The organism is Isoptericola croceus, assembly GCF_029382255.1.
GTDB lineage: Bacteria > Actinomycetota > Actinomycetes > Actinomycetales > Cellulomonadaceae > Isoptericola > Isoptericola croceus.
Genome location: NZ_JARLLG010000001.1, coordinates 596,796 through 612,979 on the forward strand (window position 1 = coordinate 596,796; position 16,184 = coordinate 612,979).

The window sequence follows — 16,184 nt, forward strand, 5'->3', positions numbered from 1 at the left end:
GGTCAGTCGCTCTTCAGCGGCGGGTGGCCCTCGGAGGCCTGCACCACGACGAACCCCTGGCCGCTCAGCCCGAGCTGGAAGGCCTCGCCGGAGCCGCGGCCGATGACGGAGCCGAACGTGGCCGTCCTACGCACCGAGCTGCGCAGCGACGTCGACCACAGCACGGCGGACTGCATGTCCACGAAGGTGGGCTCGTCGACGTTCAGCACGACCGGTGTGCCGTAGGCCGTCACCGCGAGCGCCCCGGCACCGGTGAACGTCGTGTTGAACAGGCCCCCGCTGAGCATCGAGGCGCCCTCGACCCGGTTGATGTCCCAGCGCAGCGTGCTGGAGAAGGCCAGGATGTTGTCCCCGGACACGGTGACGCTCTCGTCCTCCAGGTAGAGGACGAAGACCTCGTCGGCATCCTGGGCGAGGAACACGTCACCGCGGCCGGAGACCTTCATCAGGGACATGCCCTCACCCGTGAAGGCCTTCTTGAACAGCTTGGTCATGGACCCGCTGCCCTCGTAGACGAAGTCGACGTCGCCCTGGTAAGCGACCATCGAGCCCTGCTTGGCGTAGAAGAACCCGCCCGAGCCCGTCAGGTCGACCTTGAGCATGTGCTTGTTGGCGAGCTGGAAGCTACCGGGCTCGCCCTCGGGCTCGGTGTGCTGGAACAAGTGGGAGCGCATGGGTCAATCCTGCGGCATCCCGGTCAACTCCTCCCGGCGGACGATCAACTTCTCCGGGCGACGCCGACGCAGCATGATCGGGTGAGCACCTCGACGCGTACACCGACCAGCACCACACCGACCGTGCGAGCGACCTGGACGCCCGTCCTCGCCCTGACCTCCGGCATCGCGATGCTGGTCTCCAGCGAGTTCCTGCCCGCCGGCGTGCTGCCCGGGCTGGCAGCCGACCTCGGTGTCACCGAGGGGACGGCGGGCCTGGCCGTCGCGGCGACCGCCGTCGCCGGCCTGCTGACCGCCCCCACGATCGCTGTCGTGCTGCCGCGGGCCGACCGCCGCACCGTGCTCGTCGCGTTGCTGGCGATCGGGGCGGTGGCCAACCTGATCGTGGCCGTCGCTCCGGTGTTCGCCGTGCTGCTGGCCGGCCGGCTGGTGCTCGGCGTCTCTGTCGCCGGGTACTGGGCGTTCGCGTTCGCGGCGGGGATCCGCGCGGTGCCAGGGCGAGATGCCACCGTCTCGACCACGCTCGCCCTGGGGGTCAGCATCGCCACGATCGCCGGGGTGCCGCTGGGCTCGCTGCTGGGGGACCTGTTCGGCTGGCGGTGGGTGTTCGGCCTCGCTGCGGCGCTCACGGCTGCGAGCGCCGTCGGCGTCTGGTTCGCGATGCCGAGCGTGCCGGCACAGCCTGGCGCCGGGCTGGCGATGCTGCGCCGGGCCCTCACGCACCGCCGGCTCATGCTCGGCATCACGTTCCTCTTCGTGGCCGTGCTGGGCAACTTCGCGGCGTATCCCTACATCCGGCTCGCGATCGAGCGGGTGGATGCGTCGGTGGTGGCCCTGCTGCTGCTCCTGTGGGGTCTGGGTGGGTTGGGCGGCAACCTTGCTGCGGGGTCGCTGTCCCGCCGGCTGCGGCTCGCGACGACGCTCGGCCCGGCGCTGTTCGCCCTGGCGCTGGCGGCGTTGGCCGGTGCCGACTCGCTGTGGATCGTGGTCCCGGCGGTGCTCGCCTGGGGATTCGGCATGAACATGGTTCCGGTGGCGACCCAGCTCTGGGTCACGACGGCGGAGCCGCGGCGCACGGAGTCGGCGCTGGCCCTGCAGGTGACCGCCTTCCAGGCGGCGATCATGCTCGGCTCGGCGCTAGGCGGCCGGCTGCTCGACGGGGCAGGCCTGACGCCGGTGCTCCTGACCGGCGCGGCCCTCGCGGTGGTCGGCGCGGCCGGGTTCGCGAGCCTGCGCGGAAGGCCGGCATGAACCGGCGCGCCAGCACCGCGGCGTGGCCCCGTGCGCGCTGGTGAAGGCGCGGCTGAACGCGGCGACGGAACCGTAGCCGACGGCGAACGCGACGTGGGTGATCGAGTGGTCGGCGTCGGCCAGGAGCTGTCGGGCACGCTGCATGCGGGCCTCGCGGACGTACTGCAGCGGGCTGGTCGCCAGAGCCTCCCGGAACCGTTCGCCGAGGCTGGACCGGCTCAGGTGCGCGATCCTGGCGAGCTCGTCGAGCGTCCAGGGGTGGGCGGGGTCGCGCGAGACGGCGGCCACGACCCGGCCGACCTCGGGCGGGAGGGCGTCCGGGCCGGGGTCGCCGACGGACTCGAGGTGCTGCTTGCGCATCGCCGCGGCGATCAGCTCGCCGTAGCTCGCGGCGAAGTGCCTGAGGTGGTGTGCGGTCGACACGGGGCACAGCTCGACCAGAGCGGTCACCCCCCGGTTCGAGTCGGCGAAGTCGCGGGCGATGAACCGTTCCGGCAGGGACGGTTCGCCGCTCGCCTGCCGCACGGACGCGAGCACCAGGCGAGCGGGCGTCGTCGTCACCACCCGGTAGGCGTGGGCCCTGCCCAGGTAGACCGCGTCGCCCGCCGTGAGCACGTCGGCGGCCTGCCACGACTCGACGGCGAGCTCCCCGTCGAGCAGGAGCAGCCACGCCGACAGGCCGGGCAGGGTCACGGTCGTCCCGGCCCTGACGGACTCGACGCTCGAACCGGTCAGCTCCCAGCGGGCGGCCGGCTCGTGCTCGGCGAGGGCGCCGGCCGAGGCGGTGTGCGCTGCGAGTGGTGCGGGCTCCAGGGCGACCATGTCCGGGTCAGCGCGGTCGGGTGCGGGACTATTCCGGCGGCCGGGCTCAGGCGCCGGCGAATCCGGTCTGCCGCCAGGCCTCGTACACGGCGATCGAGGCGGCGTTGGTGAGGTTGAGCGAGCGCCGCCCGGTCAGCATGGGGATCCTCAGCTGATCGGTGACCCGGGGATGCGCCAGGACGTCGCCGGGCAGACCGGTGGGTTCGGGGCCGAAGAGCAGCACGTCACCCGGGGCGTAGGCGATCGAGGTGTACGACGTCGTCGCCTGCGTGGTGAACGCGAACACCCGGGCGTCGGGGGTGCGGGACGTCGCGGCGTCCAGGGCAGCGTCGAGCGAGGGGTGCACGTCCATGACCGCGAGGTCGTGGTAGTCGAGGCCAGCGCGCTTGAGCTTCGTCTCGGACAGGTCGAAACCGAGGGGTTCCACGAGGTGCAGCCGGGCACCGGTCACAGCGGCGAGCCGGATCGCGGACCCGGTGTTGCCCGGGATGCGCGGTTCGAAGTACACGATGTGGGCGAACGGGGCGGGCGGCTGCGCGTCGGCGGACGAGTCCGTGGGCGTCCCGGCGTCGGGCTGCTCTGGCTGGGGCACGCCGACGATTCTCCCACCCGTGGCCGACCGGGGTGCTCCTGCGTCGGGTCTGGGGGACCGGAAGGGCGACGAGAATCGAGGGTGTCCGTCGGGCGGGAACCACGACACGACGACGAACGCGGATCAAGCTGGGCGTGATTCTCACGCCTGCCGCGATGTGCGCGCGCTGGGCAGTCGCAGGTCCCGTGAGCCGTACACCCTCCGATCGCGACAAGGGCTCGTCGCGCTCGCAGAGCACACGCGAGTGGACGCCCCTAGTGTCGAAGGATGGAACCGATACCTGCTCAGATGAAGGCGGTCCAGCTGGTCGGGCACGGCGGGCTGGAACAGCTGGTCTACCGCGAGGTCCCGACGCCCGCCCCGGCGGCGGGGGAGGTCCTGATCGACGTCCACGCCTGCGGGATGAACAACACCGACGTCTGGGTCCGCGAGGGGGCCTACGGCTCCGAGACCGACGCCGCGGAGGTGTCCACGTGGCGTCGCGGCCGGTCCACGCTCGAGTTCCCCCGCATCCAGGGCACGGACACCGTCGGGCTGATCGCCGCCGTCGGCGACGGTGTCACCGTCGGACGTGTCGGTGAGCGCGTGATGGTCGACTTCTCCATCTACAACCGGCCCGAGGGCGACGACTCCCTGGCCGACATCGACTACATCGGCCACGGCCGCGACGGCGGGTACGCCGAGTACGTGGCGGTGCCCGCCGAGAACGCCTACGAGATCACGGCCGACATCTCCGACGCCGAGCTGGCCACGTTCTGCTGCGCCTACCTCACGGCCGAGCAGATGCTCGACCGGGCACGGCTGGTCGACGGCGAGAACATCCTGGTCACCGGAGCCTCCGGGGGCGTGGGTTCGGCGATCGTCCAGCTCGCCCGGGTCCGTGGCGCGATCCCGTACGCCGTGACCAGCTCCGGCAAGGAGGACGCGCTGCGCGAGATCGGCGCCGAGGACGTCGTCCTGCGCGACGCCGACGACCTGGTCGCCGAGGTGGCCCGCGTCGTCGACGGGCCCGTCGACGTCGTGGCCGACCTGGTCGCCGGGCCGATGTTCAACGACCTTCTGCGCGTTCTGCGCCCCGAGGGCCGCTACTCCACCGCCGGGGCGATCGGCGGGCCCGTCGTCGACCTCGACCTGCGCACCATGTACCTCAAGCAGCTCGAGCTCCACGGCTCCTCCCAGGGCACCCGGACGGCGTTCCGTCGACTGGTGCGCTACATCTCCGATGGTGAGATCAAGCCGCTGCTCGACCGGACCTTCCGGCTGTCCGAGTTCCACGAGGCGCAGCGCACGTTCATGGCCAAGACGTACGTCGGCAAGCTGGTCGTCGTCCCCGACCGGCACTGGGACGCCGTGGGAGCACCGCATGCCGCACCGTGAGCGCACCCTGCACCTCATCGACACCCAGTCCGGCGGGGACGTCAGCCGGATCGTCACCGCTGGCGTCGAACCGCTGCCCGGTGCGTCCGTGCTGGCCAAGGCCCGGTACCTGCAGACCGAGGGCGACGGTCTGCGCCGTCTGCTGCTCTCGGAGCCGTACGGCGACCCGGCGATGTCCGTGGACCTCATCGTGGAGCCGAGCCACCTCGAGGCGCAGGCGGGCTACATCATCATGGAGGCGATGGGCTACCCGCTGTACTCCGGGTCCAACACGATCTGCACCGCCACGGCCCTGCTGACCAGCGGGATGATCCCGATGCGTGCGGACGACGGGCTGCAGAGCGTGGTGCTGGAGTCGCCCGCCGGGCTCGCACGGATCACCGCACGCATCGCTGCCGGCCGGGTCGCCTCGATCACCACGCAAGGCGAGCCTGCGTACGTGGCCGAGGAAGGGCTCGTGGTCGAGGTGCCGCACTACGGCGAGGTGCACTTCGACCTCGTCTGGAGCGGCGCCTACTACGCCCTGATCGATGCCGCCGCCTACGGCTTCACGATCAACGCCGAGGAGCAGATCGCCCTGGCGGCTTTCGGCGACGCGTTCGTGCGCGCCGCCCGGCCGGGCCTGCTGCAGGAGCACCCGGAGCTGGGCGACGTCGGCCCGCTGCCGTTCGCGCACTTCATGGGGCCGGTCCGCGGGACCGGTCCGGGCCACCTCGAGTCGCCGTCGGCGACCTACGTCCACCCCGGCGTGATCTGCCGCAGCCCGACCGGGACCGGCACCTCGGCCCGGCTCGCGCTGATGGCGCGGCGCGGGGAGATCCGTGAGGGCGACTCGCTCGAGACGATCTCCCCGCGTGGCAGCCGGTTCGTCGGCACCGTCCTGGGGGAGGCCCAGGTGGGTGCCTACCGGGCACTGCACTCGACCATCACCGGTTCGGCGCGGCTCATGGCGCACTCGCAGATCACCGTGGACCTGGACGACCCCCTGGTGGACGCCTCGGACCTGGAGCACGTGCTGTCGGTGCAGGAACCTGCCTGACCGCGAGCGCAAACCCTGCCCCCGTCCAGGGAAGTGACAGCATGCGGTGTCATGACCCGCACGGACTTCGGCGACACCGCCCTGCACGCCCTCACCGACTGCGCCTCCGCGATGCTCGGCGTCCCGTTGAGCCTGGTCGGTCCGCTCGGCGGCTCGCGGCGGTCCACCGTCGTGCGATGCACTCGGCCCGGCGGTGACACCGTCGTCGTGAAGCAGGTGCACGACGACGGCACGGAGGCCCGTGAGAGATTCGTGCGGGAGGTCGTGGGGCTGGGGGTTCTCGACGGCGTCCCGCGGGCGCTGACTCGCGACGACGACGCGAGGGTCATCGTCATGGAAGACCTGGGTGACGGGCCGACGCTCGCCGACCTGCTGCTGGCCGGCGATCGCGACACGGCCTGGGAGGGCACGCGCGCATGGGCGCGGGCGCTCGGTGTGATGCTGGGACGGTCAGCCGGTCGGCTCGGGGATGCGCGGGAGAAGTTCGCAGCCGTGGGGGTGGACGTCCGCTGGCCGGCTCGCCACGTCGTGACCCATGGCCTGTGCCTGCTCACCGGGCGTGACCCGGACGATGTCGTCGACGGTGACGCCGGCCTCGCCGACGAGCTGGCCCGCCTCGAGGCGGTCCTCCGGCCCAGCGCCGCCGACGTGCTCTCGCCGACCGACACCTGCCCCGACAACGCGATCCTGACGAGGGGCGGCTGGCGGTTCCTCGACCTCGAGGGCACCTCCGTTCAGCACGTGGCGCTCGACGCCGCGTACACACTGCTGCCCTTCGCGACCTGCTGGTGCGTCTACGACCCGCCACCCGGCCTCACCGACGATCTGATCGTCGCGTTCCGTGCCGGGCTCGACGAGGCGGCCCCAGCACTCGCAGACTCACCCACCTGGGACGACGACGTCGACGCGGCCTGTGCAGGATGGATCCTGGCTGCGACCGGCTGGATGGACCGCGGCGCGCAGGCGGGTGATCCGCACGTCGGATTCACCGACCAGGCGCCGCCGTACCGTGAACTGCTGGTGAACCGGTGGCGCTGGGGTGCGGCCCACCTGGGGCACACGTTCCCGCGGCTGGCCGAGATGTTCACCGAGGCCGCCGAGCGCGCCGACGCCGCATGGGACTCACCACGCCTGGCCGGATACCCCGCGTTCGCCTCGTCACGGGTCGTCGGAGAGTCGTTCCGTCGTGCGTCGGGACCGGACTTGCGCGCCGACCTCGACGCCTACGTCGACCAAGAGATCGACCCTCGGGCCTGATCCGCTAGCCTGGTCGCATGACGAGGCGCAACGAGTGGTGGCGGCTGCAGCTGCAGCCGTGACCTGACGCGCCCCGCGCCGAACCCGAGTCCCGAGCTGCCTGCCGCAGCCCGGGACTCGTCGCGTTCGTGCCGACGTCGGGCACCGGTGGGCGGCACCCACCGAAGGAGCCGACCATGACCACCAGCACGACCACCAGCACCGCGACCGCACCCGCCGTCCCCGCGCCCGACGGCGAGACCGCCTCTGTCCGCGCCGCCCGCACCCGCAGCGCCGAGATCGAGCAGCGCATCGCCCAGGATCCCAGCATGTTCCGCGTGCTCACGGGTGACCGCCCCACCGGTGCTCTGCACCTGGGGCACTACCTCGGCACGCTGGCCAACCGGGTGCGGCTGCAGGACGCCGGCGTGGACGTCGTCCTCGTCGTGGCGGACTACCAGGTCATCACCGACCGCGACGACACGGGCGACCTGCCCGCCGTCGTGGGCGAGGTGGTGCTCGACTACCTCGCAGCCGGCATCGACCCGCGACGCACGACGGTGTTCGCGCACTCGGCCGTGGCAGCCCTGCACCAGCTCATGCTGCCGTTCCTGTCGTTGGTGACGGTGGCCGAGCTGGAGCGGAACCCGACCGTGAAGGCCGAGTCGGTGGACGCGGCCGCGCGGCAGGGCCGCGGCATGTCGGGCCTGCTGCTCACCTACCCCGTGCACCAGGCGGCGGACATCCTCGCGGTGCACGGCAACCTCGTGCCGGTCGGCACCGACCAGCTGCCGCATCTGGAGACGTCCCGCACCGTCGCCCGGCGGTTCAACCAGAGGTTCACCGCCGCGCAGCCGTACTTCGCCGAGCCGGAGGCCCTGCTCGCCGACACCCCGACGGTGCTCGGCAACGACGGCGCGAAGATGTCGAAGTCGCGGGGCAACGTGCTCGAGCTGCGGGCGGACGAGGACGCGACGGCGGCCTACTTCCGACGCGCGCGGACGGACTCGCAGCGGCACATCACCTTCGAGCCGGACGCCCGGCCCGAGGTGGCGAGCCTGCTGCGCACGGGTGCCCACTTCGCGGGGCTCGCACCGGAGGAGCTGGCCGAGCAGGTGGGCGCGGCGGGTGCCGGTCGGCTCAAGGAGATCGTGACCGAGGTGGTGGTCGAAGGGCTCCGCCCGATCCGTGCCCGACGGCGTGACCTCGCCGCCGACGGTCGCGCCGTCGTCGGCGAGGTCCTCGCCCGCGGGGCGGAGCGTGCCACCGTGCTGGCCGAGGGCACGCTCGCCGACGTCCGCGAGCTGATGGGCACGGTGTACTCCTGACCCCGCGCGGCCACCTCAGTCGAGCTGGTCGGTGAGCCGGTCCAGCTGGGCGCGCAGCGCCGCCGGCGTGCGGTCGCCGAACGTGTCGAAGAACTCGCCCGTCAGCTCGGCCTCGGCGAGCCAGGCACCGGTGGGCACGTCGAACAGCGCCGCCAGCTCGTCGTCGGACACGTCGAGCCCGTTCACGTCCAGGGCGCCGGGGGCGGGCAGCAGTCCGACGGGGGAGGGGACGGCGCCCTCGTCGGTGCGCACGCCCCGGGCCCGGTCGACCTGTTCGGCGATCCACTTCACGACGCGCGAGTTCTCGCCGAATCCCGGCCAGATGAACTTGCCCGCCGCGTCCTTGCGGAACCAGTTGACGCAGAACACCTTGGGCCGCTTGGCGCTGTCGATGCCGGCACCCACCTCGAGCCAGTGCGACCAGTGGTCGGCCATGTTGTACCCGCAGAACGGCAGCATGGCGAAGGGGTCGCGGCGCAGCTCGCCGACGGCGCCCTCGGCGGCGGCGGTCTGCTCGGAGCTGATGGTGGCACCCATGAACACGCCGTGCTCCCAGCTCGTCGCCTGGGCGACCAGCGGCACGTTGCTCGCGCGGCGTCCGCCGAAGACGATCGCGTCGACCGACACGCCGGCCGGGTCCTCCCAGACGTCCGCGATGGACGGGCACTGCGCGGCGGCCACCGTGAACCGGGAGTTCGGGTGTGCGGCGGGGCTGTCGGAGGACGGCGTCCAGTCGTTGCCCTGCCAGTCGATCAGGTGCTCCGGCGGCTCCGGGGTGAGGCCCTCCCACCACACGTCGCCGTCGTCGGTCAGCGCGACGTTGGTGAAGATGACGTCGTGCGTCAGAGTCTCGATGGCGGTCGGGTTGGTCTCGACGCCGGTGCCCGGCGCGACGCCGAAGAACCCGGCCTCCGGGTTGATGGCGCGCAGGGAGCCGTCGGGGCCGGGTCGCATCCACACGATGTCGTCGCCGATGGTCTCGACCTTCCAGCCGGGGACGGTCGGCTGCAGCATCGCGAGGTTCGTCTTGCCGCAGGCGCTGGGGAACGCGGCGGCCAGGTGGTACTGGCGCTGCTCGGGGGAGGTGACGCGGATGAGCAGCATGTGCTCGGCCAGCCAGCCCTCGTCCCGGGCCATCGCCGAGGCGATGCGCAGCGCGAAGCACTTCTTGCCGAGCAGTGCGTTGCCGCCGTACCCGGAGCCGTAGGACCAGATCTCCCGGCTCTCGGGGTAGTGGACGATGTACTTGGTGTCGCTGCACGGCCAGGCGACGTCCTGGACACCCTCGCTCAGCGGTGCGCCGACCGAGTGCACGGCGGGCACCCACTGCTGCCCGCCGTCGATGAGGTCGAGCACCTCGCTCGCCACCCGCGTCATGACGTGCATGGAGACCACGACGTAGGGCGAGTCGGTGACCTCGATGCCGACCTGGGAGATCGGGCCGCCGACGGGACCCATGGAGAACGGCACCACGTACATCGTGCGCCCCCGCATCGAGCCCTCGAAGACCTCGTCCAGCTCGGCGCGCATCTCGGCCGGGTCGCGCCAGTAGTTCGTGGGGCCGGCGTCCGTCTCCCGCTCGGAGCAGATGAACGTGCGGGACTCGACGCGCGCGACGTCGGACGGGTTCGACCTGGCCAGGTAGGAGTTCGGGCGCTTCTCCTCGTTCAGCCTGGTCAGCGTGCCGGCCTCGACCATGCCGTCGATCAGACGCTGCTTCTCCTCGGGCGACCCGTCGCACCACACGATCTCGTCCGGCTGGGTGAGCTCGGCGATCTCGGCCACCCAGGCGCGGGCGTCGCGGTGCGGCACGGCCGACGGCGGGGCGTACGTCCCCGGGAACCCGGCGGGGTCGGTGCGGTCCAGGGTGTCCGGGGCGAGCTCGGCGACGGCGAGTCGGGTGCGGCGCGGGTTGGCGGTGAAGGTCATGGTGGCTCCGTCCGTGGTGGTTTCCCGCCGTGACAGCGGGTTCCTGCCTCCAGTCTGCGCTGATCTGGCGACCCTTATCACCTAGATGGCCGTGAAGATTGCGCGATCTTTCTGCTGCGTGAATCCGTCCTCAGGTCGAGGGCCACCCCCGGCTCGCGAGGTGGAGATTGTCGAGGGCTACGGCCGACGCGACGTCGGCCGGGCTGTCAGGACGGCTGCGGCGACGTCGCGCGGTGCTTGGCTCGGCAGCGTTGGGCGTCGAGTGGCTGGCCGGCCTGGTCGAACAGGACTGCCGCCTCCGCCAGCATGCGCGCACCACCGTGCAGGTCGTTCGTGGCCTGGGCGAGATGTGCACGCGCCTCCTGCACGGCGGCCTGCCATGCGGTCCCTTCCCAGAGCACGGACGACTGCTCGGCCCTCGCGACGTACTCTCTCGCGTCGTCGAGATCACCGACGTCGGCGCACGCGATCGCCGCGGGGACGGCGAGCATGATGTCGCAGAACAGGCACCTGTCCTCCCGCCCGATGACGTCGGCGGCCTCGTCGACCACGGCCCGGGCGGCGGCAGGGTCCCGGGCGGCGCGGATGAGCGTGCCCAGGATGCGCTGGATCAGGTGCAGGGAGAGCATCGACCACCGCGCACGCGGCAACGCCTGGCGCAGCAGCCGCTCGGCCTCGATGCGATCGCCCTGCTCGAGCCGGAGCTCGGCCAGGCGCTGGAGCGTGCTGGCCTCGCCTGCGGGCGCGCTCAGGTCCCGGTAGAGCTCGACTGCCTCGCCCAGCTGCCGCTCCGCCTCGTCCAGGTCACCGGCCAGCAACGCCGCCTCGCCGAGGACGGCCGTGGCGAACGCCTCCGCCCGGGGAACTCCCGACCGCCGGGCGGTGGAGAGCAGCGACGTCAGCATCGTCCGGACCTCCGAGTACGGCGTCGTGCCGTACAGGAGGTACTCGGCGACGCACAGGTACGGGTCGTACAGCGTCCGCGCGAGCGCGGGATCGTCGTGCGCACGGCGCAGCTCGACCCGCAGTCGGGTGAAGATCTCGCCCCGCTGGTGCGCGATCAGCGCCTGGAGGGTCAGGAGGTCCAGTCGCTGCCAGGTGTCCTCCTCAGGTCGTACCAAGCCGCCGACCTGGTCCGACGCCTTCCACGCCGCGTCGACGTCGCCGTTGAGGTATGCCACGTTGCCCTTGGCGAGGAGGATCGCGACGTCGGCCGGTCCGCCGGTCGGCTCCAGGCCGTCGAGGATGGTCCCCGCCGTGTCGAGATCGCCCTCCATCACCGCTGCCTGGGCCATGCGCGCTCGCAGGAGCGGCACCTCGGGCTCCGGCGCGACGGCGAGGGCGGCACGGTACGCGCCGACCGTGGACCGGTCCCCGAGCGCCGCCAGCAGGTTGGCGCGCAACGCGAGAAGGCGGGCGTGGTCGTCGGGACGCGCATGCTCGCGGACGGCGTCGATCAGGGCCAGAGCGTCCCGGTAGGCGCCGACCGCCGCCTGGCTCTGGACCGCCTGCAGGACGTGCGGGACCGCATCGGCCAGCCGGCCCCCGGCGATGAGATGGTGCGCGATCCGGGCCGGGGGCGCACCCAACGTGCTGAGCCGCTCCGCGGCCTGGCGGTGGAACGCGCTGCGTCGGACGGGCGGGACGTCGTCGAGAAGTGCGTCGCGGACCAGTCTGTGCCGGAACCTGTAGCCCTCGCCGGTGTGCAGCACGACGAGCGCCGTCTCCGCGGCGTTGAGCGCCGCGAAGGCCTCCGGCTCGGGCAGCCCGGTGAGCACCACGAACTGGTCGGTGTCGAAGGTCGTCCCGATCACCGCGACCCGCTGCAGTGCCTCGCGCGTCGTGGTGCCGAGCCGGGAGAGCCCTCGCGCGCCGGCGTCCGAGGCGGACGTGCCGACAGATGCCGAACCGGCCATCTCGACGATCGCGAACGGCAGCCCGGCGGACACCTCCCAGATCTGGTCGAGCACCTCCGGCGTCGCGTCCGGCCGCAGCGCTCGCACGAGCGCCTCGGTGCCATCTCGGTCGATCGGCTCCAACGGCAGGTCGTACGCCAGGCCGCGGCGCAGCAGGCTCGTCCTGAGCTGGTCGACCCGACGGCTGCCCTGGCGGTGCCCCACGACGAGCAGCAGCCGCTCGCCGCCGAGCCGGCGGGCGAGGAAGTGCAGCAGCCGGAGGCTCGCCTCGTCCGCCTCGTGCACCTCGTCGACGGTGAGCACGAGGCCCGTGCCGGCGGCCGCGAGCCGCAGGAGCTCGGCGGCCGCCACGAACAGCCGCTGATGCGTGCTCTCCCCGCTCCAGACGAGCTGCTCGCCGGCCAGCGCCCGCTCGATCTCGGCCCGGTACGTGTCGTCCAGGCCGTCGAGCAGGGTCGGGTGCCGTCGGAAGAGGTCGGCAAGCGCGTCCAGGACGGGTGCGTAGGGCCATGCGCCCTCGACCATCGCCGCGACACCGTGACCGGTCCGCCATCCGGACCTCTCGGCGTCGGCGCGCAACCACTCCAGCAGCGCGGACTTGCCCACCCCGGGAGGTCCGGTCACGAAGACCGTCCGCCCGCGGCCGTGCCTGACGTCGGCCATCAGCCGCCGGAGCTGTTCCTGCGCGGCGCGACGTCCGACGAGCTCCCCGAGACCCGACGTCGGCTGTTCCGGCGCGTCGGCGAGGATCCGGTCGCGCAGCGCGCGCGCCTCGCGACCCGGCCCGACGCCGAGCTCCTGGCGCAGCGCCTGGTTCATGCGCTCGAACTGGCGCAGCGCAGACCGGTGGTCGCCCGCCTCCACGTGCTGGGTCATCAGTGCCAGATGGGCGACCTCGTCGGCAGGGTCGTCCGCCAGCAGGTCGTCCCAGCGACCCGCCGTCCGGAGCAGCTCGTGATACCGCGCCCGCAGGTGCTCGCGGAGGTTGTCGGTCCACGGCTGGTAGGGGTCGTCGGGCAGTAGCGGGCCGGTATAGAGGTCGGCCGCGACGGACGCCGCGGCCGGAGACCCTTCGGCGAGAGCCTCTGCGGCCGCAGCGGCGAACGTGTCAGCGTCGACGACGACGTCACCATCGGGCAGGAGGGTGACGGTCTCGCCACGCAGGGCCACGGCCGAGCGGTCGTCCCCGAGCGCCCGCCGGGCATAGTGTGCGAGCTTGTGCAGCCGCGGCGCCGCCTCGGCGACGGTGAGGTCGGGCCAGAGCCGGTCGATGAGCTGTTCGCGATGAAGGCGGTGACCGGGTGCGAGTGCGAGCACCTTGACCAGGCTCGCCGCCTGCGGACGAGGCCACGCTGACGCGGGTACGGGCACGCCGCCGACGACGACCTCGAACCTGCCGAGAACGTTGATCTCCACCTTGCCGGCACCGGCCGGTGTCTCCAAGAGCCGCCTCCGTAGGACCGCGCGACGCCCCCTGAACCATCATCTGTGCGAGTGGTGCCGATGTACAGGGGGTCAGCGGCCGGTGACCACGGGGAGCGGGTCGAGGCGCTCGAGCTCCTCCACCTGCTCGCTCATCGCGGAGGCCGCCTCCCGCAGCAGCGGACGCAGCCCGTCCATCGTCCACGCGTAGGACCCGATGGCGTCGACCACGCCGAACAGCCGACCGGCCATCCGGTCCCGCGACTGCTGGTAGGCGGCCAGCGCCGCCAGCTCCGGGAGAGAGCCGGCGTGGATCTGCCGCACCGCACGGGCTAGCAGCTCGGCGTCGCGCAGGGCGTCCGTCATGCCGTGCGTGCTCAGGGGATCCTCGAACCCACCCGCGTCACCGACCAGCGCCCATCCGGGCCCCCACACCTGTCGGAGGAAGCCCGGCTCGCCGGCGAACCCACGCAGCCGAACCGGGCGGCGGGCGTCGGCGACCCGGTCTGCGACGGACGGGGAGGCAGACCGCAGCAGGTCGTCGACCACGCGGTCGGCGGGGGCGGTCGCTCGCGCCTCCTTCATGCGGTCGGGGGTGGTGCCGACGAACACCGTCGTCCGGCCGTCGTTGGTGGGGATCATGCCCGCGCTGGCGTACGGGGCGTAGACCCATTCGTAGCCGTCGACCGGCAGCTCGTCCCAGTGCCCGTAGAGGAACGCCCCGCCGGCCCCCCGCGCCCGCCGGAGCACCGGTGCGCCCACCGCGCTCGCGACCGTGGAGCGCATGCCGTCCGCGCCGATGGTCAGCGGTGCGATCGCCTCCAGGCGCCGGCCGTCGCGGTCCTGCGCGACGACACCGGTGACGCGTCCGGAGTCGTCCCGGAGCACTCCGGTGACTCCCGTGCCGAACCGCAGGTCGGCGCCCGCCTCGGCAGCCGCGTCGGCGAGCGCCGGGTCGAGCACGGTGCGGCGCGGCGCGTACAGCGCGTCGACGCCGGCGGCCGGCCTGATCGTGATGCGAGCCGTCGCCTCACCCGGGTAGTGGAACAGGGCCCGGCGCACCGGTGGGGTACCCGCGGCGACGATCCGGTCCAGCACGCCCCATCGCTGCAGCTGAAGCACCCCGCCGCGCATCAGCGCGTGCGTGGACACCGTGTCGCTGCCATAGCCGGCGCGGTCCAGCACCAGGACGTCCAGACCCTGGCGTGCCAGGAGCATCGCGGTCGCGGAACCGGCGCAGCGGGCGCCGACGACGATCACGTCATGGGTCTCGGTCATCTGCTCACTCCTTCGTGGCGAGGGCCGGGGGCCGCGAGGTCGGCGGTGCCGGTCAGGTGCTGGACGATCGCCCGTGCGTCGTGCCGGACCCCGTCGACGAACTGCGCGTTGCGGCGATGCATGAACCGCAGCCCGATCGTGTACAGGCCCGGTGCCCGCGTGACGCCGCGGTACTGCGCGATCTCGCCGTCGGCGTCGTGCACGGGCACCCGCAGCCACGGGTAGCGGTAGTCGAACCCGGTGGCCCACACGACCGTCGAGATCCCCGCGGCACGCAGGTCCAGCTGCGTCGGTCCGCGCGGCACGCGCACCGGACGGATGTCGTCCGGCGCGAGGACCTCACCTGCGAGCCCGGCCGCACCGACGTGCTCGTCGATGGCGTCCATGGTCCGGCGGAGGCGTGCCTCCGCGGCGGCCACCGTCGACGGCAGGTCGTCGGCAAGATGCACCTGGTAGCCGTCGGCTGCCGTGAGGCGGCCGGTGAGCACGACGCCGCGGCGGGCGAGGTGGTCGAGGTCGAGTGCGCGCTCGTCGGCCAGCTGGAGGGACGGCTCGCGACGGGCCCGGCGGACGTCGGCGACGTCGTCGACGGTCCGGTCGAGCGCGCCGATGCGTTCGAGCCACCACAGGATGTCCATGCCCCGGTAGCGGCGCGGCAGCCGGGTGTGCTGACCGACGGCGAGCACGACGTCGCGGCCTGCACCGCGCAGCTCGTTCGCGATCTGCACGCCGGAGGCGGAGGCCCCCACCACGAGCACCCCGCCCGGGGGCAGGTGACGCGGGTTGCGGTAGCGGTTCGTGTGCAGCTGCCACAGTCCCGGCGCCAGGTCTGCCGCCAGGGCGGGGACGCGCGGTCGTGGTCCGGCGGCCACGACGACGTGGCGCGCCCTCCAGCTGCCGGTCGAGGTGGTCACCTGATAGCCGACGTCGGCGGATCGCACGTCGAGCACCGCCGTCCAGGGCTGCACGGGAGCGTCGAACGACGTCGCGTAGGCCTCGAGGTAGTTGACCAGCTCGGGGCCAGACATGTAGCCGTCGGGGTCGCTGCCCTGGTAGCTCCATCCTGGCAGGCGGCTCATCCAGTTCGGCGTGAGGAGGCGCAAGGAGTCCCAACGAGCACTGCGCCAGCTCTCCGCCGGGCGGGCGCGGTCCAGCACGACGTGCTCCCGGCCTGCCTCGGTGAGGCATCGGCTGGTGGCGAGGCCGGCCTGTCCGGCGCCGATCACCAGCGTGTCGATCCTTCTCATCTCGTCCTCTGTCCAGTCCTTGACGGCTGCGGCGCGGCCGGCGGGAGCAATTCCCGCCAGCCGCACCGTCGGT

12 protein-coding genes are annotated in these 16,184 nt (G+C 72.6%); 5 read left to right on the top strand and 7 right to left on the bottom strand.

The genetic code is table 11. The features are described 5' to 3' along the window. Positions 1-2: 2 nt before the first annotated feature. Positions 3-674, bottom strand: a complete 672-nt coding sequence (locus tag PZC42_RS02750; RefSeq protein WP_277208139.1) for an AIM24 family protein — start codon at positions 672-674, stop codon at positions 3-5. A gap of 81 nt (positions 675-755) precedes the next feature. Here PZC42_RS02750 and PZC42_RS02755 point away from each other — a divergent pair, with 81 nt between their 5' ends. After that, on the top strand, positions 756-1,925 hold the full coding sequence (locus PZC42_RS02755) for an MFS transporter (protein ID WP_277208142.1): 1,170 nt from the start codon (positions 756-758) through the stop codon (positions 1,923-1,925). Here PZC42_RS02755 and PZC42_RS02760 read toward each other — a convergent pair. After that, on the bottom strand, positions 1,812-2,747 hold the full coding sequence (locus PZC42_RS02760; RefSeq protein ID WP_277208144.1) for a helix-turn-helix domain-containing protein: 936 nt from the start codon (positions 2,745-2,747) through the stop codon (positions 1,812-1,814). The two genes, PZC42_RS02755 and PZC42_RS02760, sit on opposite strands and share 114 nt — an antisense overlap. A gap of 46 nt (positions 2,748-2,793) precedes the next feature. Next, positions 2,794-3,258, bottom strand: a complete 465-nt coding sequence (locus tag PZC42_RS02765) for a tRNA (cytidine(34)-2'-O)-methyltransferase (RefSeq protein WP_277209263.1) — start codon at positions 3,256-3,258, stop codon at positions 2,794-2,796. Between the two features lie 348 nt (positions 3,259-3,606). Between PZC42_RS02765 and PZC42_RS02770 the strand changes: the two genes are divergently transcribed. From PZC42_RS02770 to trpS, 4 genes are all read left to right on the top strand, one after another. Beyond that, complete coding sequence (locus PZC42_RS02770) at positions 3,607-4,716, top strand: alcohol dehydrogenase family protein (RefSeq protein ID WP_277208146.1); 1,110 nt, start codon at positions 3,607-3,609, stop codon at positions 4,714-4,716. After that, the gene (locus PZC42_RS02775) at positions 4,703-5,755 is read left to right on the top strand and encodes a proline racemase family protein (protein WP_277208148.1); all 1,053 of its coding nucleotides are present in this window, start codon (positions 4,703-4,705) and stop codon (positions 5,753-5,755) included. The genes PZC42_RS02770 and PZC42_RS02775 overlap by 14 nt, the downstream gene beginning before the upstream one ends. A 51-nt stretch (positions 5,756-5,806) precedes the next feature. After that, positions 5,807-7,012, top strand: coding sequence for a hypothetical protein (locus PZC42_RS02780; protein WP_277208150.1), 1,206 nt, complete (start codon positions 5,807-5,809; stop codon positions 7,010-7,012). Between the two features lie 176 nt (positions 7,013-7,188). Then, on the top strand, positions 7,189-8,319 hold the full coding sequence (gene trpS, locus PZC42_RS02785; RefSeq protein WP_277208153.1) for a tryptophan--tRNA ligase: 1,131 nt from the start codon (positions 7,189-7,191) through the stop codon (positions 8,317-8,319). A gap of 15 nt (positions 8,320-8,334) precedes the next feature. Here trpS and PZC42_RS02790 read toward each other — a convergent pair whose 3' ends face one another. From PZC42_RS02790 to PZC42_RS02805, 4 genes are all read right to left on the bottom strand, one after another. Further along, a complete protein-coding gene (locus tag PZC42_RS02790; RefSeq protein WP_277208155.1) occupies positions 8,335-10,248 on the bottom strand; it encodes a phosphoenolpyruvate carboxykinase (GTP) in 1,914 nt (637 codons plus the stop codon). A 206-nt stretch (positions 10,249-10,454) separates the two neighbouring features. After that, positions 10,455-13,607: an ATP-binding protein gene (locus tag PZC42_RS02795; protein ID WP_277208157.1), complete on the bottom strand. Its 3,153-nt coding sequence runs from the start codon at positions 13,605-13,607 to the stop codon at positions 10,455-10,457. A gap of 72 nt (positions 13,608-13,679) precedes the next feature. Then, positions 13,680-14,864 (bottom strand): NAD(P)/FAD-dependent oxidoreductase, encoded by a 1,185-nt coding sequence (locus tag PZC42_RS02800; protein WP_277208159.1) that lies wholly within the window; start codon positions 14,862-14,864, stop codon positions 13,680-13,682. Beyond that, positions 14,861-16,111, bottom strand: coding sequence for an NAD(P)-binding domain-containing protein (locus tag PZC42_RS02805; RefSeq protein ID WP_277208161.1), 1,251 nt, complete (start codon positions 16,109-16,111; stop codon positions 14,861-14,863). Before PZC42_RS02805 ends, PZC42_RS02800 begins: the two co-directional genes overlap by 4 nt. Positions 16,112-16,184 lie beyond the last annotated feature (73 nt).